Genomic DNA, 22,870 nt, shown 5'->3' with positions numbered 1-22,870 from the left:
AATTATTCTGCTGCTGCAGCGTCGTCTTCAACTGGAGCTGCTTTGTTTGCTTTGATAGTCAGGATAGACTGATCATAGCCTTCGCCTTTACCTAAATCTACAGAGCTAACGCCTTTAGGGAAAGTAAGGTCAGAAATATGAACAGAATCGCCAACAACAAACTTAGAAACATCTACTTCAATGAATTCTGGAAGTGCTTTTGGAAGACACGTAATTTCAACTTCAGTTAACTGGTGAACAACAGTTGCGCCAGCTTTAGTTACAATATCTTCACCGATGAAGTGAAGAGGAACTTTAGTTTGAAATTTATGAGTAGCATCTACACGTTGGAAATCAAGGTGAGTAAGCTTAGGCTTGAATGGGTGGCGTTGGATATCTTTTAAGATTACTTCAACAGCTTCGCCATCTACGTTAAGCGTAAGGATATGCGTGTAAAAACCTTCGTCTTCTTGTGCTTTGATCATATCTTTATGAGCAAAAGTAAGAGATAAAGCTTCTTTGTCAGCTCCGTAAAGGATTGCAGGAACTTTGTCTTCGCGACGTAGGCGGCGGCTCGCACCAGTACCAGTTTCTACGCGAAGTTCAGCGTTATATGTATAAGTTTTGTTAGACATGATGTCTCCAGTTATTAAAATGTGTAGGGCCTTTGCGACCAAGGTCCCTAGCCAAAAGGCGCGCTATCATACCACCACGCCCAGACAAAATAAACATCGCTTACAAAAAAAGCGCCAAAAGGCGCTTTTATACTCAGGAATGTTTAATTTTAGTGTTCAAACATCGCTGAGATAGATTCTTCGTTACTAATACGACGAATAGTCTCTGCTAACATGTCAGCAAGCGTAAGTACCTTAATTTTATCAAGGGCTTTAAGCTCGTCAGATAGCGGAATTGAGTCAGTTACAATTACTTCGTCAATCATCGAGTCACGTAAGTTTTCTGCTGCTTTACCTGAAAGAATAGGGTGCGTTGCGTATGCAAATACGCGCTTAGCGCCATGTTCTTTAAGTGCTTCTGCGGCTTTACATAATGTACCACCGGTATCAATCATATCATCTACGATAATACAATCACGACCTTCAACGTCACCAATAATGTGCATTACTTGAGAAACGTTTGCTTGAGGGCGGCGTTTGTCAATGATTGCTAAATCGGTATCGTTTAGTAGTTTTGCAATTGCACGTGCGCGTACAACACCACCAATATCTGGAGATACAACAACGACGTCTTCAAAGTCGCGTTCTTTCATATCTTCAAGTAATACAGGGCTGCCAAATACGTTGTCTACTGGTACATCAAAGAAGCCTTGGATTTGTTCAGCGTGTAAATCAACCGTAAGAACACGGTCAACACCCACACTTGATAAGAAATCGGCAACAACTTTAGCGGTAATTGGAACACGGGCAGAACGTACACGACGGTCTTGGCGCGCATAACCAAAATAAGGAATGACGGCAGTAATACGACCTGCAGATGCACGACGTAGAGCATCAACCATAACGATAAGTTCCATTAGGTTATCGTTTGTAGGGGCACAGGTTGATTGCAAGATAAAAACGTCCGAGCCACGAACATTTTCATTTATTTGAACACTGATCTCACCGTCGCTAAAACGGCCAACAACAGCATCGCCTAATTCAATATATAAACGTTTTGCAACTTTTTGAGCTAACTCAGGTGTTGCGTTACCAGCGAAGAGCTTCATGTCAGGCACGGTAGGGTTCCTCAGGCACTGAATATTTGGACTAACGGGCAATGATAAATACCACTGCGAGTTAACTTATGATTACTTGTACGTTACTTCATTGATCGAATATGGCGGTTAACTCCGTATGAGCAGGTGAGACATTTGCGCTTGAAGCCACAAAACCCTGCCAAGTATGGGGGAGATTTTCAAGTACATCTTGTGCTTGAACTTGACTAGCAAATTCGACAAAACAACATGAACCTGTTCCGGTCATCTTCGACGGTGCGTATTTTAGCAACCACTGGAGGGTTTTTTCAACCTCGGGGCAAAGCTTTTTAACTAAAGGCTCACAATCGTTGGTTAAAGTATGGTGTTTCCAATCGCCTATTATTTTTGGTGTGTCGCGTTTTAAATCTGGATGTGTAAATATTTTTGCGGTACTTACATGTTGATTTGGGTGTACAACGCAGTACCATTTTTGTTCAAGTTTTACCTGGTGTAATTTCTCACCAATACCATGCGCTATGGCGCTTTGCCCTTGTATGAACACCGGAACATCAGCCCCTAATTTAAGTCCTAATTGGGCTAGGATTTCTAAATTTAGTTCTAATTTCCATAATTTATTTAGGGCTAATAAAGTACTTGCAGCGTCGGATGAACCACCTCCAACACCTCCGCCCATCGGTAAGCGTTTAATTAAATTTATTTTTACACCTAAAGAGGTTTTACAGTGTGTTTGTAATAATAAAGCCGCTTTATAGATGAGATTATCATTTAGGGGTATGTCTTTAGTATCACCACCGACAGAAATACCACCGTCTGTTGTTAGCTCAAAATGCAACTCATCACCAAAATTTAAAAAAGTAAATAAGGTTTCTAGTTCATGATAGCCATCTTCTCGGCGAGCATTAATATGTAAAAATAAATTGAGTTTTGCCGGAGCAATAAGTGAAAAAGAGGTTTTGTTATTCATACTTATTTAAACTGCCAATCGTAGAGTTGAATTTTTATTTTTATTTGTTGGTGCTTTAACGTCAGTTTAGTAGGTAACCAGTAACCTGCGTTTTGTACGTAAGTGCCGTAATCTATTTGCCATTTCTTGCCTGCATTATCAAACCATAATACTTGCTTTGCGCGGCCTAGTTCATCAACGACTAAACTTTGATCGTCAATGGTGCCCTTAAGCCAGTTATCGGCGTTATCAACAGGGAGTGTAAAACCCGTTAAACGCTTTAAAAGCTCTGCAGCATTAGTATCAAAGTACTCATCGCCGTCAAACTCTAATTCAGCACCATTTACTGTTTGTTTAAGCGACAAAATACGCGTACCAATAAAAGTAGTCAGTATTAAATTATTGGAATTTGTTGTTTGCTGCCAATTTAAGTTTGCAGATTGACGCTCTTCTGGGCTTATAAACGCGAGTTTACCCTCGACCTGCCAAGTTTTTTGAGCAGCTAAACGTGGTTTCCAATCATCATAAAGTGTTGTTTTTGTATCAATTTGATGGGCACAGCCACCTAATAATAAAAAAAACATGAATAAAATCAAATATTGTCGAATCAAATGTTGTTCCTTACTTTCCATATTCCGCTGATTTTTGGTAAAATTACCGCCTTTGAAGTAGGGCTCAGCAATATTTGGCAAATATGACCATAATAGCACTAGGTATAAATCACAAAACCGCATCCGTAGAATTACGTGAAAAAGTGGCTTTTTCGCCTGAGCAAATTTCAGAGGCGTTGCAACAATTAAGTGGCCATGCCGACTTTAATGAAGCGGTTATTGTGTCTACCTGTAATCGAACCGAGATCTATTGTAGCCTCGCTCAGCAAAATTCCCAAACACTGTTAACGTGGCTTGCCAGTTTCCATGGTTTGGATGAACATGAACTGAGCAGCAATATATACTGCCATGAAGGTAATGACGCCATTAACCACTTAATGCGCGTAGCGTGTGGGTTGGATTCTCTTGTGTTAGGCGAGCCGCAAATTTTAGGGCAAATAAAGCAATCGTTTTTTAGTGCTAAAACCCACGATGCAATAGGGGTTACTTTTGATAGGTTGTTTCAAAAAACCTTTTCGGTAGCAAAACAAGTTCGCACTGAAACAAATATAGGCGCAAGTGCCGTGTCGGTTGCATTTGCGGCTGTTAATTTAGCAAAACATATTTATGGCAAGCTTGATCAAACCAATGTGTTATTGATTGGTGCTGGTGAAACCATTGAACTGGTTGCTAAACATTTATATCAAAATGAGCCTAAAAAAATAACGGTAGCTAATAGAACAATTGAACGTGCTCGCAGCCTTGCTGATGAAGTGTCGGCAGATGTTATCGCACTTGCACAGTTACCAGAACGTTTACATGAAGCCGATATAGTCATTAGTTCTACCGCCAGTACTTTACCTATTATTGGTAAAGGGGTGGTTGAGCAAGCGCTTAAGCAGCGCCGTCACAAGCCTATGCTATTTATAGATATTGCGGTTCCGCGCGATATAGAAAGCCAAGTAGGTGAGCTAGATGCTGCCTATTTATATTCCGTTGATGACTTACAAACCATTGTAAGCGAGAATATGGCAGCGCGTGAGCAAGCTGCACAGCAAGCGCAAATAATTATTACTGAACGCACCAAAGAATTTGCAATGTGGATGCGCTCACTCGATTCGGTAGATTTAATCCGCCATTATCGAAATGATGTACAAACAATTAAGTCAGAACTTGTAGAGCGTGCTGTTAGTCAGCTAAATACAGGTAAAGATGCAGAAAAAATTATATTAGAGCTCGCCAATAAATTAACCAATCGCTTAATGCACGCGCCTACCCGTGCAATACAAGACGCAGCGAAAAAAGGTGAAGTGGCGCAGCTAAACCAGTTGAAAAAAATGTTAGGTATTGATCAGGAATAACCGTTAAATGAAAGAGTCTGTTTATAATAAATTAGAAACCTTAGTAGAGCGTTACGAAGAAGTACAAGCGCTACTAAGCGACCCGTCGGTCATTAGTGATCAAAATCGTTTTCGTGGGCTTTCAAAAGAATACTCTGAGCTTGAAGAGATTGTAAAAACGTTTTTAACTTACAAAGAAACGCAAGATGATTTAGCCAGTGCAGAAGAAATGCTTAAAGATTCTGATCCTGAAATGCGTGAAATGGCGCAAGAAGAATATAAAGAAGCTAAAGCACAAATTTTGGTAATTGAAGATCAAATTCAAGTATTAATGTTGCCAAAAGATCCGCGAGATAATAACAACGTGTTTGTTGAAGTACGCGCTGGAACAGGCGGTGATGAAGCGGCTATTTTTGCTGGCGACTTATTTCGTATGTACAGCCGCTATGCAGAAACTAAAAAATGGAAAGTAGAAGTTGTGAGCACCAATGAAGGTGAGCACGGTGGTTACAAAGAAGTTATTGCAAATATTAGTGGCGAAGGCGTTTACGGTCAATTAAAGTTTGAATCAGGTGTACACCGCGTACAACGTGTGCCAGAAACTGAGTCACAAGGGCGAGTTCATACCTCTGCGTGTACTGTTGCGGTAATGGCGGAAGTACCAGAGGCAGAAGCGATACAAATTAATACCGCAGATTTAAAAGTTGATACATTTCGTGCATCAGGCGCAGGTGGTCAGCACGTTAATAAAACAGATTCTGCTATTCGACTTACACATATACCTACCGGTGTTGTGGTTGAGTGTCAGGATCAGCGTTCACAGCATAAAAACCGTGCTAAAGCGATGTCGGTACTTGCAGCACGTTTGCAACAGGCTGAAGATGAAAAGCGCCATGCGGCAGAAGCATCTGAACGTCGTGACTTAGTAGGTAGTGGCGATCGTTCTGAACGTATCCGTACTTATAACTACCCACAAGGTCGTATTACCGATCACCGTATTAACTTAACACTTTATCGCTTGAATGAAGTGGTAGCGGGTGATTTAAGCTGCGTTATTGACCCATTAATGCAAGAACATCAAGCTGACTTATTAGCGGCTATGGGCGACGAGTAATCGTGAGCCAAACTCTTGAACAAGCTATTGCTGCAGGCGCTAATTTATTAGCACCTAGCAGCGAAAGTGCTAAATTAGACGCACAAGTTTTACTTCTACATATTCTTCAAAAACCTCACAGTTACCTTTTTACTTGGCCAGAGCATGCGCTTAATGCCGAACAACAACAGCAATTTAATACCTTTTGCCAAAGACGTTTAAACGGTGAACCTGTTGCACATATTACGGGGCAACGTGAATTTTGGAGCTTATCGCTTGAAGTTAACGCAACAACTTTAATACCTCGACCAGATACCGAAACGTTAGTAGAACAAGCACTTGAAGTGGCTGTACCTGCTACAGCTAAAGTGCTTGATTTAGGCACGGGTACTGGTGCAATAGCACTGGCATTGGGTAGTGAAATGCCTAATTGGCAAATTATTGCAGTAGATAGAGTAAGCGATGCAGTTGCACTGGCTACACGTAACCAGCAGCGATTGGCAATTAATAATGTACACGTTAAGCAAAGCAACTGGTTTAGCGAGTTACATGGTGAGAAATTCAACCTAATTGTCACTAACCCGCCTTATATTGAAAGCAGTGATATACATTTAAATCAGGGCGATGTGCGCTTTGAGCCTTTGTCGGCATTAGTGGCTGATGATTGTGGAATGTCTGATATTAAACAAATAATTACACAATCACGTGACTATTTGTTATCTAGTGGCTATCTTTTAATAGAACACGGTTTTGAGCAAGGTGAAGCTGTTCGTCATTTTTTCAAAAAAATGGCATTTGTGAATATTAAAACAGTGAAAGACTTTGGTGATAATGACCGTGTAACGTTTGCACAGTGGCCCTAAAGAATAATAATTGCCTGCTAGTGCGTTAAATAATGCCATGAAGGAATTTCGACTATGATGGGTGATTTTTTATTTTCAGATGAGCCAGAAGAAGCAATCAATGAGATTGAACTCGGTACCTGGAAAGTATTAATCGTTGATGATGAACCTGAAGTTCATGCTGTTACAAAACTAGCGTTGAGTGATTTTGAGTTTCAAAATAAACGCCTAGAATTTATTAGTGCGTACTCAGGTGCTGAAGCAAAAGAGCTTGTGAAAGAGCATCCAGATGCAGCCATTGTACTACTTGATGTAGTAATGGAGACCGATGATGCCGGTTTGCAAGTTGCTAAGTTTATTCGTGAAGAAGCTAAAAATAATCATATTCGAATTATTTTAAGAACGGGTCAACCTGGTCAAGCACCTGAACGACAAGTAATTATTAATTATGATATTAACGATTACAAATCTAAAACAGAGCTAACGGCTCAAAAGTTATTTACTGTTATTATGTCTAGCCTGCGTTCGTATCGGGATATTATTTCGATTGAGCAGTCACGCGAAGGGCTTGAGAAAATAATTATAGCGTCCCGTGATATTTTTTCAGCGCATTCAATAGAGCACTTTATTGAAGGCGTTATGCAGCAGTTAACTTCTTTACTCGGTATTGCTGATCAAGCTATGTATGCAACTACTTTAGTTGCGCAAAATCCTGAAGCACAAAATAATAAAAAATTAATTGTTTGCTCGGGTACCGGTGACTTTGAAAAAAGTGAAGGTAAAGAGCTCGATGAGGTATTACAAGCTGAACAGTTAAGTGCATGTCATCAGGCGCTTAATGAAAAAAGCATTATTTATAAAGATAACTACTTATTTGCGTATTGTAGCAGTGAGTACAATCATAATTCGATGCTATTTATATCAGGTATTCCAAAGGATTTAACGGATACTCAGCGCCATTTAATTAAGATTTTTTCTCAAAACGTGCAACTTGCGTTTGAAAATGTACAACTTCAGTCTGAAATAGAAGCAACGCAACAAGAGCTTGTTTACAGGTTAAGTGAAGCGGTAGAGCAACGCTCAACAGAAACGGGTAATCATGTTAAGCGTGTAGCACATATTTGTCATATATTGGCACAAGGGTATGGCTTATCTAAGCATGATGCTGATTTAGTAAGGTTGGCGTCGCCTCTTCATGATGTAGGCAAAGTGGGCATTCCTGATGCGGTATTAAATAAACCAGCAAAGTTAGACGCCCAAGAATGGGAAGTGATGAAAACCCATACTGATAAAGGCTATACTATTTTAAAAGACTCGCCGCATGAGATTGTTAGTGCAGGCGCAATTATTGCAAAAGAGCATCATGAAAAATGGGATGGCTCTGGTTACCCACAAGGTTTAAGCGGAAACGCAATTAATGTATTTGGTCGTATAGTTGCACTTGCTGATGTATACGATGCACTTCGCCATAAACGATGCTATAAAGAACCTTGGACACTGCAAAACGTAGTTGATGAAATTAACGCTCAAAAAGGCACACACTTTGAACCAAAATTGGTTGAAGTATTTAACGAGAAGCTTGATGAGTTAGAAGCGGTTCTTAACCGTTTTCCTGATTAAATTTTTATAAAACAGAAGTACAGGGGCATATGGATTATTTAGCAGTAAAGCATTCACACATGGCAATTGCGATGTTGAGTGTGATTTTATTTTATGTTCGCGCATTTTCGCGAATGGGCAGTGGTAAATTAGCAAAAAATAAAGCGGTAATGATTGGTAGTCATAGTATAGATACTTTGCTATTAGTGTCTGCACTTACGCTTATATTTATGGCTAAAATTAACCCGTTTGAACAATATTGGCTATTAGAAAAAATAGTTTTAGTGGTTATATATATTGGTATTGGGGCTAAAAGCGCCAGACAAACTAAAATGACGGCTAAAGTTGCTTACGTTTTAGTTAACACTGCTGTTATTTTAGCGATAGGTTATTTAGCGACGTCTAAATCAGCTTTTTTGCTTTAAGTAATACCTGACTATTTGAGCTTTATAGTTGTTTTATAAAGCTCAAATACGACTCCCTCTCAGAAAATATTCAAAAACATCTCTATATTGGTATATAGCTTTAAAGTTAGGTAAACTACGCCTTCGTTTTCTAAAATGTTGCAGTATTAATGACTACCCTCGGGTTTGACGAACACGATGAATCTTATCTTGATGATGCTTACGATGAATTTACACCTCCAGCGATTTACCGCTGTATTAAAGCAGAGTCAAAATGGGACCCTCAGATAGATTTAACACCATGTTATGAAACTTTAACTGACTTTGAACAGCAAATTTCAGCGCTGTGTTTAAAAGTGAGTGATGAGCACGATCGCTTCGAAAAATTATTAGATATGTTTTACAGCGATTGGCTATTTAGTGCCTCAGGCTTAAAAGTGCCAGAATACAAATTAAATACATTAAGCTATACGCTTTCTATGCGTAGTGGCTCACCAACAACGCTTGCAATTATACTTTGTCACTTTTTACAACAAGCTAACTTTGATGCAAATCTTAGTCTTACGCTGGGTGATGTTGGTGTTCATGTGGCGATAAGTGATGAAGAGGGCTACATAATTGAGCCAAGCAGCGGGCAACAAAGCTGGTATATCATCCCTGAAAACGCAGATGAAGATGATGGGCAAGAACAAGAACCTTTAGAGTTAATTTTTGATGACGAAGTATATAAGCTATTTTTAGCTCAGCAAAAATGGTCTTTCATTAGCGAAAACAAATTTGGTCATGCTTTGACCTGTGTAGAGATGCTAATGGAGCTAATAGGCGACGACCCGTATGAGAGACGCGACAGAGGTTACTTATTAAATCAGCTCGGTTGCCCTAAAATGGCACGTGATGATTTACAGTTTTTTGTCGATGAGTGTCCGGATGATCCTGCAATAGAGATAATTCAACACCAAATAGAAGAACTAGAAGATAATAATAAAACGCACCATTAAGAATAGGAATAATTATGGTTGAAACTCAAAGCGCATTAATTACAAATGATGCCGTTGTGCTTGGTTTGCTTGCTATTATTTTGGGGTTTATTTTTAAAACCTCAAACAGTGAGCGTCCAGCTTTAAAACGATTTTATAAATACGTACCTGCTTTACTACTGTGTTACTTTTTACCTTCACTATTAAATACCTTTGGTATTGTAGATGGTAATAAATCCAATGTTTATTATGTGGCTTCGCGCTACTTATTGCCTGCTTGTTTAATACTGCTTACCATTAGTATTGATTTAAAAGCTATTATTAATTTAGGCCCGAAAGCCCTCATTATGTTTTTAGTGGGTACACTCGGTATTGTTATTGGTGGGCCATTAGCTATTTTAGTCGTGAGTGCATTTGATCCAAGTATTGTTGGTGGTCATGGGCCCGATGCAGTATGGCGCGGTATGACAACCGTTGCGGGTAGCTGGATTGGCGGTGGTGCTAACCAAGCCTCAATGAAAGAGATGTTTGAAGTGGGTGGTGATATATTTTCTGTAATGATTACAGTAGATGTAATAGTCGCGAATATTTGGATGGCTGTTTTATTGTTAATGGCAGCAAACCATAAAAAGATTGATGCAGCTACGGGTGCTGATACAAGCGCAATTGAAGATTTAAAAAAACGTGTTGAAGCCTATCACGCTGAACATGCCCGTATTCCTACTCTTAACGATTACATGACGCTGCTTGCAATTGCATTTGGTATAACCGGTTTAGCGCATTTTTGTGCTGACTTTTTAGGTCCGTACTTTGGCACGACTTATGAGTGGGCAAAAGAATACAGCTTAAACAGTAAATTCTTTTGGCTAATTGTTATATCAACAACGATTGGCATAGGCTTATCGTTTACTAAAGTTAGACAAATAGAAGCGTTTGGCGCTTCAAAAGTAGCCTCTAGCTTTTTGTATATTTTAGTTGCATCGATTGGTTTGCATATGAATGTAACCGCTATTTTTAATAACCCAGGGTTATTTTTAGTTGGTGCCATTTGGATGTTAGTGCATGCAAGCATAATGTTAGTAGTAGCTAAACTAATTAAAGCACCGTTATTTTATATGGCAGTGGGCTCGCAGGCTAATGTGGGCGGTGCAGCGTCTGCACCTGTTGTAGCATCAGCATTTCACCCTTCGCTTGCGCCTGTTGGTGTCCTGTTAGCTGTACTGGGCTATGGTGTGGGTACTTATATGGCTTATATTTGTGGATTAATGATGCAAGCAGTTGCACCGTAAGGAATTTAAATGAAAGACCAAATTATTAAAATTAATGAAATTGAACTAGCAAACAACAAACCGTTTGTATTGTTTGGTGGTATTAACGTATTAGAATCTCGCGATTTAGCTATGCGTGTTGCAGAGCATTACGTAGAAGTTACGACGAAACTCAATATTCCTTATGTATTTAAAGCGTCATTTGATAAGGCTAACCGTTCTTCAATCAATTCGTACCGTGGTCCTGGTATGGAAGAAGGTTTAAAAATATTTGAAGAGATTAAAAAGACTTTCAACATACCGCTTATTACTGATGTACATGAACCGCATCAAGCAGCACCTGTTGCTGAAGTTGTTGATGTAATTCAGTTACCAGCCTTTTTAGCACGTCAAACAGATTTAGTTGTGGCGATGGCTAAAACAGGTGCAATTATTAACGTGAAAAAACCACAGTTTTTAGCGCCACATGAAATGCGCCACATCATTACTAAATTTAATGAAGCGGGTAATAATAACATCGCACTTTGTGAGCGTGGTTCTAGCTTTGGTTACAACAACCTAGTGGTTGATATGCTGGGTATGGATGACATGAAAGCAATGGCGCCTGTTATTTTTGATGCAACACATGCACTTCAGCGCCCTGGTGGCCGAGCTGACTCTGCTGATGGTCGTCGAGCACAAGCAGCAGAGCTTGCACGCAGCGGTATGGCGCTAGGTATTGCAGGTTTATTTATTGAGGCGCATCCAAACCCTAACGAAGCTAAATGCGATGGCCCATGTGCGCTAGCGCTTAGTAAGTTAGAAGGATACTTAACGCAAATGAAAGCGGTTGATGATTTAATTAAAAGCTTTGCCCCACTTGATACAAGTGCAAGCGATTTATAATTAAGCATGATGTTTATTAAAAAGCGACTCAGGTCGCTTTTTTTATGCCTTTAATATACACAAACTTATATGATGTATATAATCTCACGCATAAGAAAAACTAATTCTAAGCTTGGTTATTATGTCAAGACGGGTACCTCCATTAAACGCATTAAAAGCCTTTGAAGCGGCTGCGCGTCATTTAAGTTTTACTAAGGCTGCAGAAGAGCTCTATGTAACGCAGGCGGCAGTAAGTCATCAAATAAAAACACTTGAAGAGCATTTAGGTTTAAAGTTGTTTTTACGTAAAAACCGCTCATTATTATTAACTGAAGAAGGCCAAGGCTATTTTTTAGATATAAAAGAGATTTTTACTCAGCTTATTGATGCAACTGAAAAGCTATTAGCCCGTGGTGCTAAGGGCTCATTAACAGTTAGTCTAACACCAAGTTTTGCTATTCAGTGGTTAGTGCCTCGTTTGAGTTTGTTTAATGAGTTACACCCAGAGATAGACGTGCGAATAAAAGCACAAGATCAAGATGAAAACTCACTGACTGATGACGTAGATATTGCTATTTACTATGGAAGAGGTCATTGGAATGGCGTACAAGCGTACAAACTTCATACCGAATATTTAGTACCACTTTGTAGTCCTATGTTATTAAGCGGATTAAAGCCGCTTGATCAACCTAGTGATTTAGCGCATCACACCTTATTGCATGATACCACACGCAAAAACTGGAAAACGTGGATGAAAACTGCAGGCGTGCGTAACATTCAGGTAAATCAAGGACCTATATTTAGTCACTCATCAATGGTGTTACAAGCTGCAGTACATGGGCAAGGTGTGGCAATTGGTAATAGTGTATTAGCTAAACCCGACATAGATGCAGGGCGTTTGGTTATTCCGTTTAATCACAGTCTAGAAAGTAAAAATGCATATTACTTAGTGCTTCGCGAATCGCAAACAGAGCTTGGTAAAATAGTTTCGTTTAAAGAGTGGATGCTGAGCTTAGTAGAGCATGAACAAGAACATGAGTATTAATAATGATTGAATGGTTTAAAAGCACCGCACAACCTGCAATTGCACAGTTTATATTTGCGCATGGTGCAGGTGCCGGTAGCGATTCTGACTTTATGCAACATATGGCAAAATTAATAAGCGAGCAAGGTGTTGATGTTGGTTTATTTGATTTTGAATATATGCAAATTGCTAAACAAACTAATAAACGTAGGCCTCCAGAGCGAGCGCCAAAGCTACTTACTTATTATGAGCAAGTGCTTGGTCAGGCGCAGCCAGATTTACCGTTATTTATAGGCGGTAAATCGATGGGCGGACGCATGGCATCAATGCTTGCGTGTAGCACAGAGCAAAGACTTTCGGGTGTTATTGCATTTGGTTATCCATTTCATCCGCCGGGTAAGCCAGAAAAGTTACGCACCGATCATTTTGCTGATATTGTTTGCCCTTTTTTAGTATTACAGGGTGAGCGAGATACATTTGGTACACGTGAAGAACTGCTTACTATGGAAATGCCAAAACAGCCTTTACTCACATGGCTGACTGATGGCGATCATTCATTAAAACCACGTAAAAAAAGTGGCGTAACTGAACTGCAAAATAGAGAAACAGCAGCGTTAAGTGCCGTTGAATTTATTAAGCAACAAGTAGAGATGTGTTAAGACTCGATTAGGGGATTAGATGATTAAATTATTTTTAATGGCCGGCAGTATTTTTTGTATGCTCTCGGTTATGTTAGGTGCATTTGCTGCCCATGGTTTAAAAAGCCGTTTATCGGAGTATTCATTAGGGGTTTTTAAAACAGCTGCTGAGTATCAAATGGTGCATGGCCTTGCACTTATTGCGGTGGCTATTTTAATTAAATGGGGCATAAACCTGAGTTGGGCTGGTGGCTTTTTTATAACGGGCACACTACTTTTTAGTGGCAGTTTATATTTACTCGCTCTAACAGATATGAAGTGGCTAGGGCCGATAACACCGCTTGGTGGATTGTGCTTTATTATTGGTTGGATTGTTATTTTAGTGCAAGTTGCACGATTTAAGTTTTAAAGAGTTTAAGGGTTAATATGTCTAGTGTTGTGATTTATTGTCGTAGTGGTTTTGAAAGCGATGCCGCTGCTGAAATAACGTTTCATGCTGCAGAGCAGGGTTTTGCAGGGTATGTAAAAGCAAAGCCAAATACAGGTTATGTTGTTTACGAATGTTTTGAAGCGCATCACAGCGACGAAATAATCAAAAAAGTCGATTTTAAAAATATGGTGTTTGCACGCCAATGGTTTGCCGGTACATTACTTGAAAACATGCCAGTAGAGGACCGTGTAAGTGCAGTAGTTGAAGCTGCTAAAGATTTTACATTGTGCTCAGAACTGCGCGTAGAAACGCCAGATACAAATGAAGGCAAAGAGCTTTTAACGTTCTGTAAAAAAATATCAACGCCGCTTAAAAAAGCCCTCGAAAAACAAAATACAGTACTGCGTGAGCCAAAAGCAAACCGCCCAGTAATGCATGTCATGTTTTTAACAAACAATACGGCTTATGTTGGTTACTCGTATAGCTTTAATAATTCTCCATTTTTCATGGGTATTTTACGCCTTCGTATGCCAAGCGATGCACCGAGTCGTTCAACGTTAAAACTCGACGAAGCGTTTAATGTATTTATTCCTGAGCAACAACGTGAATCACGCGTGGCAGCAGGTATGCGCAGTGTTGATTTAGGTGCATGCCCGGGTGGTTGGACTTATCAGCTTGTACGCCGAGGTATGTTTGTAAGTGCTATTGATAACGGCCCAATGAATGACGATTTAATGCAAACGGGTCAAGTTAAACATTTTAGAGCAGATGGTTTTAAATATCGCCCAGAAAAAAGAAATATTACTTGGTTAGTGTGCGATATGGTGGAAAAACCAACCAAAGTGACTACGCTAATGATTGACTGGGCAGTAAATGCATACGCAAAAGAGTTTATATTTAACTTAAAACTACCTATGAAAAAACGCTTTGATAGTGTTTATGAATGTCTTTCGATGATAAGAAAAGAGCTTGAGAAACATAGCATTAATTACGAGTTACAAGCTAAACATCTCTATCATGATCGTGAGGAAATAACCGTTCATTTAAACGTTACTAAGGTGCCACAAAATTTGTATAGTTAATATGTAGAGGCTAAAAGTGGTAAAAAACAATATTAATAAATGGCTAAGTTTACTTTTTTTATCACTTTTAATCACAGGTTGTGGCGGCGGCGGAGAAGGTAGTGATTCAACTACGCCCTCTGGTAACGCTGCGCCCAGTGTTACGCTCTCTGTTAGTAGTAACGTTATTGTCTCTAACCAATCGTTTACTATTACTGCGCTTGCAAGTGATAGTGACGGGCAAATAGCCAATTATCAATGGCAACAACTTAGTGGTCCTGAATTTACATTTATTGTTAATGGCAATACGCTTACAGCTACTGCACCGAGTGTAACCACTGACACGACCTTTAGTTTTTCAGTTACTGTTACTGATAATTCAGGTGCTACTGCACAACAAGTATTTTCAGGCACTATCACTTATCAAAATAATGCACCTACAGTTAATATTACAGGCCCAAGTAGTGCACTTGCTAACACACAAGTAAGCTTAGTTGCTAACGCTCAAGATACAGATGGAACCATAAGCACTATTAGTTGGATTCAGTCTGCGGGAGATAATGTTGATTTTAGCCAATCAGATGGTGTACTTAGTTTTACTGCCCCTAATGTATCTGAAAATACAACGCTAGGCTTTAGCGTAACCGTAACAGATAATGCCGGTAAAAGCGCTCAAGCGAGTAAAACGGTTTTAATTAATCAAGTAAATAGCGCGCCAACAGTCATTGTTACAGGCCCAGATGAAGCTGAAAAAGATGACAGTGTAACCCTAGTTGCAGATGCACAGGACAGCGATGGCAGTATTAATAGCATAACCTGGCAGCAAACAAGTGGCCCTGTAGTTGAACTTACCCAAACAGAAACAAGTATTAGCTTTAATGCGCCCACTGTTGCGCAAAATACCAATGTAACGTTTGTAGTAACTGTTACCGATGACGATAACGCTACAAATAACGCCCAGAAAATAGTTTTAATATTAGCCCCAAATAACCCACCGACTGCCGATGATGTAAATATAAATGTGCAATATAACCAAGCCACAGAATTTAGCTTAGTGGTTAGCGACGCAGATAACGATAGCGTACAGATTGACTTTGGTGATGATTTAAATGGAGCGCAAATCAGTGTTATTGATGACCAAGCCTTACGTTTTAGTTACACACCTCCTGCAAACAGTATCACTCCACAAAGCTATACGTTAACGGCGACTGATACAAAAGACACAACTGAATTTGTATTGAATGTTACCGTTGTTGATTCAACGCCCGCTACAATTAGTAATGTAACGCCCCAAAATAGTAATGAACCAGTATTTGTAGATAGCCCTGTTAGCATTACATTTTCAGATATTATGCTCGTGAGTACTTTAGCCGTTAACTCTAGTAGTGGTACTTGTACTGGAAGCGTACAAGTATCAGCAGATAATTTTACTACTTGCTTGGCCTTAACTATTGAAAGTTTGTCGGGTACTACCAGCGACACAAGTACTTATTTTCATACTGTAAATTTAAGCGCAAGCTTTGATGAAGACACTCAATATATTGTTCGTGTTACAGCTGATTTAGCTAATTTTGATAGCACAACTATTTTGGCGCAAACTGCCACCTCGTTTACAACTTCTAGCCAAGATATAAAAATAACAGAGCTTTCATCTGTGCAATTTAGTAATGACTTACCTTGGATTGAACTTTATAACGGCACCGGTGCGACAGTAAATTTACAAGACTACTCTCTTAAAGCTCGCAGTATTAATATGTCTGATAGTACGTTGAGTGATGAGCAAGTATTTGCGCTGCCTAATAAAGAGCTTTTAAATGGCGCCTATATTATTTTACAAAGCCGCTTTGGCGATGATTTTTTAGCAAGTGCGTCATTAAATAACACTAAGCTTGTACTTGTTGGTAGCGCGAATGATCAAATTAGGCCTTATTGGTACATAAATGGTTTTGCAGAATTACTTAATAGTGCGGGTACACAAACTATCGACTTTGTTAAGTTTGGAAATTCAACCCAAGAGCCTGTAACAGCCTCGCAGTGGCAAGGCGAAAATGCTGCACAAATACTGCCAGAGCAGAGCGCCAGCTTAAAGCGTACGCTCGGCGCAACCGATACCAACCAAAATACAGACTGGAACTACTCAGTATTCAATACTCCGGCAGGGCCTAACGATATATCTTGCTCAATAGATGATGATGAAGACGGTATTCCAGATTGCGCAGAGGTAGAGGGGGCAACATTTGGTGGGCTGCCTTTATATGAATGGGGAGCGCGTACTTCACAAAAAGATATATTTATTGAAATAGATTATATGGATAGTAGTGATGTTGGAATAACGCCTCATCGAACTGCACTTGAAAAAATTGTTAGTGTATTTGCAAGTAAAGGCTATACCGTTCATTTTGATGTAGGTGACTTATTTGATCAAAATAGCGATATTGCGCCGCAAAACTTTGATTTAGGTGGCGGAAATGTTGTCCCTTTTAATAGTTATACTCCGTTTGAGTACGATTTAAGTAGCCCTAATTTGTTTGCTTATAAAATGGAATATACCGATATAACCCGCAGACCCATTTTTCATTACTTATTAATGGCAAGTAGTGGAAATGAAGATGGCAGTATTAGTGGATCGGGTATTGCTGAGATCAGCGGTAATGATTTAATGGTAACTATGGGGGGCTGGGGCTTAACGCTCGATACGCAAATAGCAACCAATGTAACTTATAATTATCAAGCATCAACTATCTTTCATGAGCTAGGCCATAACTTAGGCTTATACCATGGTGGCGATGAAGAGGTTAACTTTAAGCCTAATCATTTAAGCTCTATGAATTATTTATATCAATTAGCGGGTTTATCAACAATAGGTAATAACGAAGGCGATCGTTATTATGAGCGTTTTTATCCCGGCAATGCTAGCTGCGATATTACACCAAATACTAATAGTCATTTAGGCTCTACAGATGATTTTATTATTGATTATTCAAGTGGTAGTTCAGCAGATTTAAATGAGAGCACAATACTTGAAGCACAGGGGCTAAATCGAAATGGCTCACTACCTGTTGATTTTAACTGTAATGCAATTAACACCGAAAGCTTAACCAGCTTTGATACTAACCAAGATAATACAATATCAATACTTAGTGATGTAAATGAGTGGAGCATGCTTAATTTGCAGTTTTATATGCAAAGTGCAGGTAATCGATTTGGCGTGCCAAATACTAATAATAGTAAGGTGTATAATTTACAAAGCTCACCTACTAATATTGAAACGCTGCCCAGTTATATAAAAGAAGCGCAGCCAAGTAGTGCAATTATTGCTGAGTTAAAAGCAATTAAAGAGCATTAATATGAAACTAGGGTTAAGTATTAAGTTTATTGTTTGTAGTAGTTTTTTAAGCTTACTAATAGCGTGTAGCGATACTAACAATGCACGTGAATGGTTACTAAAAAATGACAATTTATATTACAAAAATATAGCTATTGACTGGCGAGTTGAATCAGTAAAGGGCTGTAAGACATGCGTTATAAACCAAGATGTTGTTTATCAGCCTGAAGGCATTAGTAGTTATAATACGTTAATGCAGAGTCAAAATTGGGTGGCGGTACATGAGTTAAGTAAAATCAATGTTATCCGTTTAAAGATGCCAGACCAAACACCTTACTTATTCGTAGAGCGTATAAAAGGGCGAACACTAAAGCTGTTTGATCAGCAGCAAAACTACAGTATAAAAATTGGTGAAGTTACAGCCGTTAATTTTAACAATCAGCGCTTTAGTATTTTGATTAAAAAATTTGAAGAAGTAGATAAACAAAGTGTCGCATTACCAAGGCGTGCATCGCTTGAGTTTATTGCTTTAAAAATAGATTGAAAAAGCACCTTAGGTGCTTTTTTATCTCGGGTGCCGTGACCTTTGAATATTGAAAAATCAGCAACCTCTTAATTAACTACGGTATTTTGGTCGATAATTATCGACCCACAAACGTGTTGCACCACACACAGCTACAGGCATAACTATTAAGTTTACAAAGGGTATAGCCGTTAATAACATAACAGCAAAACCAAACCCGTATGATAAACCTTGCTTAGATTTTAAATCGTCTTTCATCTGCTTAAAGCCAATTTTATGGTTATCAAACGCATAGTCTTCATACTGCACCGCGTACATCCAACAAGTAAACAAAACCCATAGTATTTGGCCAATGACAGGTAAAACCCAAAGTAGTATGAAAAAACCAATAGCGCGAGGAAGGTAATAGCACAACTTCGTCCACTCACGGGCAAGCATTCTAGGTACATCTTTAACTAATTCGGAAAAACCATCATCGTTAATTTTTTGACCCGTTAAATAAAGCTCAACTTTTTCGCTTAATAAAGCATTGAATGGGGCTGCAATAAAATTAGTGATTATAGTAAATAGCATACTGTAGCTAAATAATACGACTAATACAGCAATTGGCCACATTAGCCATTCAAGCCAGCTTAACCATTCTGGTAGCATGTTACTGATGTAGCTAAAGCTATCACTTAGCCATCCAAATAAGAAAAACAACGAACTACCAAATAGCAGAACATTAATTAAAAGCGGGATAAGTACAAAGCGCTTTAACCCTTTTTGGCTAATTAATTTAAATCCCGAAAAAAAATATTCCATACCTTGTGTGATCTGCACTGTAACCTCAAAAAATATTTACCATTAGTTATAGTATAAATAGCTTAATAATTTTGAACAGTAATTTTAAGTAACAAAGTGTTAGCTTTAATGTTGCGGTTTTGGTTATATAGTAACTACAGGTGTTTAGTAATATGCAATTATGATTAATCAATGTAGACCCGGTTAGTTTTTTATTAATAAAAGAATGAACTTACTAATCATGACTATACTGAACTTTACTACGTAGAAAAAAGCATCTGCCAGAGGCTTTTTGTTGTATCAATATGTATAAATAATGCGAGCAAGTGAAAATGGGTACGGATAGGTTAAAAAAGTTATTATCTCACCAGCAAGGCATTTTATCTAAAATTGCATTAGGGGTACCTTTAAATGAGGTGCTTACTGAAATTTGTTTATCAATAGAGCAGATTATTAATGATGAGTCTGCTAGGTGTTCTATTTTATCAGTTAAAGGCCAGCAGCTTTTTCATTGCGCAGCCCCTAATATTCACCCAGAGTACTGTAGTTTGCTTAATGGAGTTCACATAGGGCCAAAAGTAGGTTCATGTGGTACTGCTGCATTTTCGAAATCGCGCACAATTGTAGAAAATATTGAAACCTCACCGCTTTGGGAGGACTTTAAAGATTTAGCGCTAAAGTTTGATCTTAAGTCATGTTGGTCAACACCTATTCTTTCAACTCAAGCTGATTTGTTAGGCACCTTTGCTATTTATCACAGCACCCCTAAAACCCCATCAGAGCAAGATTTAGAATTAATAGATTTTTTTGTGCACTTTTCAAGTATTGCTCTTGAGAAAAGTAACGAATTTGAGAAGGCAAAACAGCTTGTCTTTAATTTACAGCACAGTAATGAAAAATTTAAAGCCTTCACCAAAGTAATGCCTGATCTCATCCTCATTTTAAGTGAGGATGGCACATATACCGATGTTTATGGTACCTCTAATGAGTTACTGCTTGATTCGACCACGGATCTTATTGGCGAAAATGTTAAAGACCTACTTCCTCAAAAAGATGCGAAGATGATAATGGATGTCATCGAAACAACACTCTCGACTAACGAGATGCAAATATTTGAATATGAATTAAATGTTCCCAAAGGGGGCATAGTTTTTGAGGGACGAGCTGCCGCTCTAGATCATTACAATCCCAGTAGTCCTACAAAAAGACATGTAGTGTGGATGGCCAGAGATATTTCAATAAAGAAAAAGGCTGAGCAAGAAGTTCATAAGCTCGCCTTTTACGATCCATTAACTAATCTTCCAAATAGAAGGATGCTTAGCGACAAATTAAGCCGATGTGTAGAGAGTGTTAAGCGTAACAAAAATATAGGGGCATTATTATTTTTAGACCTAGATAACTTTAAGCGTATTAATGATTCACTTGGGCACAGTGCGGGTGATGAAGTACTTGTGGAATTATCAAAAAGGTTAAGCGCAATAATAAAAGGCTCAGATACACTGGCCAGAGCGGGTGGTGATGAATTTATTATTTTGCTTAAACACATAGGCCAAAATACAAAGCAGGCAATTCTAGAATGTAAAGCCGTTGCTAAAGAAATTCAAAGAGCTTTTCATGATAAGTTTGAAGTGGGCAACCTTGCATTTCAAGTAAGCTGTAGCATCGGCATTTGCCTAATTGATAGCGTAAACGCACAGGCTGACAATATATTAAAATTTGCAGATACTGCTATGTATTGTTCTAAAAATAAAGGGGGTAATAGCAGCAGCTTTTACGACCCAGCCTTGCAAACACTACTTGAAAAGCAAACAGAGCTAGAAACCGACATAGTGAGAGCAATTGCGTCTAATGAGTTTTGTGCTTACTTTCAGCCACAAGTTAATACGCAGGGTGATGTTGTAGGTGCTGAAGCACTTATTAGGTGGAACCATCCTCAAAGAGGGCTGATAACAGCAAACGAATTTATACCTATTGCAGAGCAATACGGACTTATTCAAAAACTACAAAATATTGTTTTGCATGATATATGTATTTTAATTAATGAGCTTAAAGCAAGCGCTATCATTGACGACTCGTTTAGTGTTTCAATTAATATTAGTCAAAGTCAGTTCAATTCATCAAATTTAAAAGGTGAGCTGTTCAACACTATCAATGAATTTGATATTCGAGCATTACAAATTAAGTTAGAAATAACCGAGTCAATGCTCTCTAGTGATATAGATTATACAATTAGGCAAATGAAAGAGCTCATTGCGGCTGGCTTTTTATTTTCGATTGACGATTTTGGAACTGGATACTCTTGCTTAGCTTACTTAAGTGCGTTTCCTGTTAAAGAATTAAAAATAGATAAAAGCTTTATTGATAAAATTTTAGATAATGAGATTGGCTTTAATATCGCGCAAACAATTATCAGTTTAGGAAAAAGCTTAAACTTAGTGGTCGTTGCAGAAGGCGTAGAAACAACAGAGCAGTATGACTTACTTAAAAAAATGAATATTGACACTATGCAAGGCTACTTAGTTGCAAAGCCGATGGATAAAGAACGTTATTTAAAATGGCATAGTGCTAATAGCAATCCGCAATAATACTTAATCAATTAGAGGGATTAAATCTGGTGGTAACTGTGTTAAAAAATTCTGCCTTGTTATCGACACGATTTTCTTATCTCAAAATAGATCATTTAATTGAGCAAATTGGTACGAAATGCTCTTAGAGCTTAATTACCTAAAGGCCAATATTTACTAATTGGTAATAACCTAACAAAAACTCCCCATATGCAAAGTCATTTTACTTTTTCTAGCTGCTAAAATTCCCCAAACTATATGCTAAATAAGGACTAAAGATTTTTTGGTTAAACAATGCTAAGCTATGCCCGCTTGAATATATTATTTAAAGCTTAATAAACTTATAACAATGAATGGAAGCTTTATGCAGTTAGTCGATTTGAACCCTAATGATCCCGATGTAGTAAATGTATTTGACGATATAGACCGACTTATAAATTCTTTATACCCTGTTGCTACAGCGCAGTCTCTGGAGTTAAACGAATTAACCTTACCTAATGTGTATGCTATTGGTTTAAAAACTGATGAAGGTATTATTGCCTGTGGTGCGATTGTAGAGAAATTTGATACTCAGCCTTATGGCGAAATAAGACGTTTATATGTAAAACCAAGTCATCGTGGTAAAGGGCTATCAAGACGCATTATGCAGATTTTATTACATCAAGCTGGCGAAAAGCAAATCCCGTTAATACGTTTAGAAACAGGTCCAAAACAAATAAAATCAATCAATTTATATGAAAATTTAGGCTTTAAACGCTGTAGCAGTTTTGGCTCATATGTAGATAATCCACAAAGTGTATTTATGGAGTTAGGGCTTAGCCAATAAGCTTATTAACGCTACGACATGTTAAAGCTTAATATGTCGTAAATATCTGGCCTCATTATTACCTTGTAATAAAAGTCATACTC

At 38.5% G+C, this 22,870-nt stretch carries 21 protein-coding genes; 16 read left to right on the top strand and 5 right to left on the bottom strand.

Features of this window, described 5'->3' with window-relative positions; all coding sequences use genetic code 11:
* Nucleotides 1-2 precede the first annotated feature (2 nt).
* The 4 genes from I6F47_RS17365 to lolB form a co-directional block, all read right to left on the bottom strand.
* On the bottom strand, nt 3-614 hold the full coding sequence (locus tag I6F47_RS17365) for a 50S ribosomal protein L25/general stress protein Ctc (protein WP_007583956.1): 612 nt from the start codon (nt 612-614) through the stop codon (nt 3-5).
* A gap of 149 nt (nt 615-763) precedes the next feature.
* Nucleotides 764-1,711: a ribose-phosphate pyrophosphokinase gene (locus I6F47_RS17360; RefSeq protein WP_007583957.1), complete on the bottom strand. Its 948-nt coding sequence runs from the start codon at nt 1,709-1,711 to the stop codon at nt 764-766.
* 88 nt (nt 1,712-1,799) lie between these two features.
* On the bottom strand, nt 1,800-2,657 hold the full coding sequence (gene ispE, locus I6F47_RS17355; RefSeq protein WP_010554716.1) for a 4-(cytidine 5'-diphospho)-2-C-methyl-D-erythritol kinase: 858 nt from the start codon (nt 2,655-2,657) through the stop codon (nt 1,800-1,802).
* A 2-nt stretch (nt 2,658-2,659) separates the two neighbouring features.
* On the bottom strand, nt 2,660-3,247 hold the full coding sequence (gene lolB, locus I6F47_RS17350) for a lipoprotein insertase outer membrane protein LolB (protein WP_197184262.1): 588 nt from the start codon (nt 3,245-3,247) through the stop codon (nt 2,660-2,662).
* An 83-nt stretch (nt 3,248-3,330) separates the two neighbouring features.
* Here lolB and hemA point away from each other — a divergent pair, with 83 nt between their 5' ends.
* The 14 genes from hemA to I6F47_RS17280 all read left to right on the top strand — a co-directional run bounded on the left by hemA (nt 3,331) and on the right by I6F47_RS17280 (nt 18,635).
* Nucleotides 3,331-4,587 (top strand): glutamyl-tRNA reductase, encoded by a 1,257-nt coding sequence (gene hemA, locus I6F47_RS17345; RefSeq protein WP_010554718.1) that lies wholly within the window; start codon nt 3,331-3,333, stop codon nt 4,585-4,587.
* Nucleotides 4,588-4,594: 7 nt separating this feature from the next.
* Entirely contained in the window at nt 4,595-5,680 is a 1,086-nt protein-coding gene (prfA, locus tag I6F47_RS17340) for a peptide chain release factor 1 (RefSeq protein WP_007583962.1), read from the top strand.
* Between the two features lie 2 nt (nt 5,681-5,682).
* Nucleotides 5,683-6,522, top strand: a complete 840-nt coding sequence (gene prmC, locus I6F47_RS17335) for a peptide chain release factor N(5)-glutamine methyltransferase (RefSeq protein WP_010554719.1) — start codon at nt 5,683-5,685, stop codon at nt 6,520-6,522.
* 54 nt (nt 6,523-6,576) lie between these two features.
* The gene (locus tag I6F47_RS17330) at nt 6,577-8,121 is read left to right on the top strand and encodes a response regulator (protein WP_007583964.1); all 1,545 of its coding nucleotides are present in this window, start codon (nt 6,577-6,579) and stop codon (nt 8,119-8,121) included.
* A gap of 29 nt (nt 8,122-8,150) precedes the next feature.
* Complete coding sequence (locus I6F47_RS17325) at nt 8,151-8,525, top strand: SirB2 family protein (protein ID WP_007583965.1); 375 nt, start codon at nt 8,151-8,153, stop codon at nt 8,523-8,525.
* Between the two features lie 149 nt (nt 8,526-8,674).
* The gene (locus tag I6F47_RS17320; protein ID WP_007583966.1) at nt 8,675-9,502 is read left to right on the top strand and encodes a tetratricopeptide repeat protein; all 828 of its coding nucleotides are present in this window, start codon (nt 8,675-8,677) and stop codon (nt 9,500-9,502) included.
* Between the two features lie 14 nt (nt 9,503-9,516).
* Complete coding sequence (locus I6F47_RS17315; protein WP_007583967.1) at nt 9,517-10,770, top strand: DUF819 family protein; 1,254 nt, start codon at nt 9,517-9,519, stop codon at nt 10,768-10,770.
* A 9-nt stretch (nt 10,771-10,779) separates the two neighbouring features.
* Nucleotides 10,780-11,634, top strand: a complete 855-nt coding sequence (gene kdsA / locus I6F47_RS17310) for a 3-deoxy-8-phosphooctulonate synthase (protein ID WP_007583968.1) — start codon at nt 10,780-10,782, stop codon at nt 11,632-11,634.
* 121 nt (nt 11,635-11,755) lie between these two features.
* Nucleotides 11,756-12,658 (top strand): transcriptional regulator GcvA, encoded by a 903-nt coding sequence (locus tag I6F47_RS17305; RefSeq protein ID WP_002958561.1) that lies wholly within the window; start codon nt 11,756-11,758, stop codon nt 12,656-12,658.
* A 2-nt stretch (nt 12,659-12,660) separates the two neighbouring features.
* Nucleotides 12,661-13,296 (top strand): alpha/beta family hydrolase, encoded by a 636-nt coding sequence (locus I6F47_RS17300; RefSeq protein WP_165725707.1) that lies wholly within the window; start codon nt 12,661-12,663, stop codon nt 13,294-13,296.
* A gap of 19 nt (nt 13,297-13,315) precedes the next feature.
* Nucleotides 13,316-13,684 carry a DUF423 domain-containing protein gene (locus I6F47_RS17295; protein WP_007583972.1) on the top strand — a complete coding sequence of 123 codons (369 nt, stop codon included), beginning with the start codon at nt 13,316-13,318 and terminating at the stop codon, nt 13,682-13,684.
* A gap of 17 nt (nt 13,685-13,701) precedes the next feature.
* Nucleotides 13,702-14,787, top strand: a complete 1,086-nt coding sequence (rlmM, locus tag I6F47_RS17290) for a 23S rRNA (cytidine(2498)-2'-O)-methyltransferase RlmM (protein ID WP_007583974.1) — start codon at nt 13,702-13,704, stop codon at nt 14,785-14,787.
* A gap of 16 nt (nt 14,788-14,803) precedes the next feature.
* A complete protein-coding gene (locus I6F47_RS17285) occupies nt 14,804-18,112 on the top strand; it encodes a PKD domain-containing protein (RefSeq protein ID WP_197184261.1) in 3,309 nt (1,102 codons plus the stop codon).
* Nucleotide 18,113: 1 nt separating this feature from the next.
* Nucleotides 18,114-18,635, top strand: a complete 522-nt coding sequence (locus I6F47_RS17280; protein WP_197112243.1) for a hypothetical protein — start codon at nt 18,114-18,116, stop codon at nt 18,633-18,635.
* Nucleotides 18,636-18,707: 72 nt separating this feature from the next.
* Here the strand turns inward: I6F47_RS17280 and cysZ are convergent, their stop codons facing one another.
* Entirely contained in the window at nt 18,708-19,418 is a 711-nt protein-coding gene (gene cysZ / locus I6F47_RS17275; RefSeq protein WP_010554723.1) for a sulfate transporter CysZ, read from the bottom strand.
* Nucleotides 19,419-19,729: 311 nt separating this feature from the next.
* Here cysZ and I6F47_RS17270 point away from each other — a divergent pair, with 311 nt between their 5' ends.
* Complete coding sequence (locus I6F47_RS17270; RefSeq protein WP_197184283.1) at nt 19,730-21,982, top strand: sensor domain-containing phosphodiesterase; 2,253 nt, start codon at nt 19,730-19,732, stop codon at nt 21,980-21,982.
* A 343-nt stretch (nt 21,983-22,325) separates the two neighbouring features.
* Nucleotides 22,326-22,787, top strand: a complete 462-nt coding sequence (locus I6F47_RS17265) for a GNAT family N-acetyltransferase (protein ID WP_007583982.1) — start codon at nt 22,326-22,328, stop codon at nt 22,785-22,787.
* Nucleotides 22,788-22,870 lie beyond the last annotated feature (83 nt).

Origin of the sequence: Pseudoalteromonas sp. NZS37 (assembly GCF_015864265.1) — a bacterium.
GTDB classification, from domain to species: domain Bacteria; phylum Pseudomonadota; class Gammaproteobacteria; order Enterobacterales; family Alteromonadaceae; genus Pseudoalteromonas; species Pseudoalteromonas arctica.
This window is presented reverse-complemented; position numbering and strand designations above follow the sequence as displayed.

Bases quoted from the DNA above. Each gene is read 5' to 3' on its own strand.
- I6F47_RS17365 (WP_007583956.1), bottom strand. From the start codon at position 614: ATGTCTAACAAAACTTATACATATAACGCTGAACTTCGCGTAGAAACT.
- ispE (WP_010554716.1), bottom strand. From the start codon at position 2,657: ATGAATAACAAAACCTCTTTTTCACTTATTGCTCCGGCAAAACTCAAT.
- hemA (WP_010554718.1), top strand. From the start codon at position 3,331: ATGACCATAATAGCACTAGGTATAAATCACAAAACCGCATCCGTAGAA.
- prfA (WP_007583962.1), top strand. From the start codon at position 4,595: ATGAAAGAGTCTGTTTATAATAAATTAGAAACCTTAGTAGAGCGTTAC.
- I6F47_RS17330 (WP_007583964.1), top strand. From the start codon at position 6,577: ATGATGGGTGATTTTTTATTTTCAGATGAGCCAGAAGAAGCAATCAAT.
- I6F47_RS17325 (WP_007583965.1), top strand. From the start codon at position 8,151: ATGGATTATTTAGCAGTAAAGCATTCACACATGGCAATTGCGATGTTG.
- I6F47_RS17320 (WP_007583966.1), top strand. From the start codon at position 8,675: ATGACTACCCTCGGGTTTGACGAACACGATGAATCTTATCTTGATGAT.
- I6F47_RS17315 (WP_007583967.1), top strand. From the start codon at position 9,517: ATGGTTGAAACTCAAAGCGCATTAATTACAAATGATGCCGTTGTGCTT.
- kdsA (WP_007583968.1), top strand. From the start codon at position 10,780: ATGAAAGACCAAATTATTAAAATTAATGAAATTGAACTAGCAAACAAC.
- I6F47_RS17305 (WP_002958561.1), top strand. From the start codon at position 11,756: ATGTCAAGACGGGTACCTCCATTAAACGCATTAAAAGCCTTTGAAGCG.
- I6F47_RS17300 (WP_165725707.1), top strand. From the start codon at position 12,661: ATGATTGAATGGTTTAAAAGCACCGCACAACCTGCAATTGCACAGTTT.
- I6F47_RS17295 (WP_007583972.1), top strand. From the start codon at position 13,316: ATGATTAAATTATTTTTAATGGCCGGCAGTATTTTTTGTATGCTCTCG.
- rlmM (WP_007583974.1), top strand. From the start codon at position 13,702: ATGTCTAGTGTTGTGATTTATTGTCGTAGTGGTTTTGAAAGCGATGCC.
- I6F47_RS17280 (WP_197112243.1), top strand. From the start codon at position 18,114: ATGAAACTAGGGTTAAGTATTAAGTTTATTGTTTGTAGTAGTTTTTTA.
- cysZ (WP_010554723.1), bottom strand. From the start codon at position 19,418: ATGGAATATTTTTTTTCGGGATTTAAATTAATTAGCCAAAAAGGGTTA.
- I6F47_RS17270 (WP_197184283.1), top strand. From the start codon at position 19,730: ATGGGTACGGATAGGTTAAAAAAGTTATTATCTCACCAGCAAGGCATT.
- I6F47_RS17265 (WP_007583982.1), top strand. From the start codon at position 22,326: ATGCAGTTAGTCGATTTGAACCCTAATGATCCCGATGTAGTAAATGTA.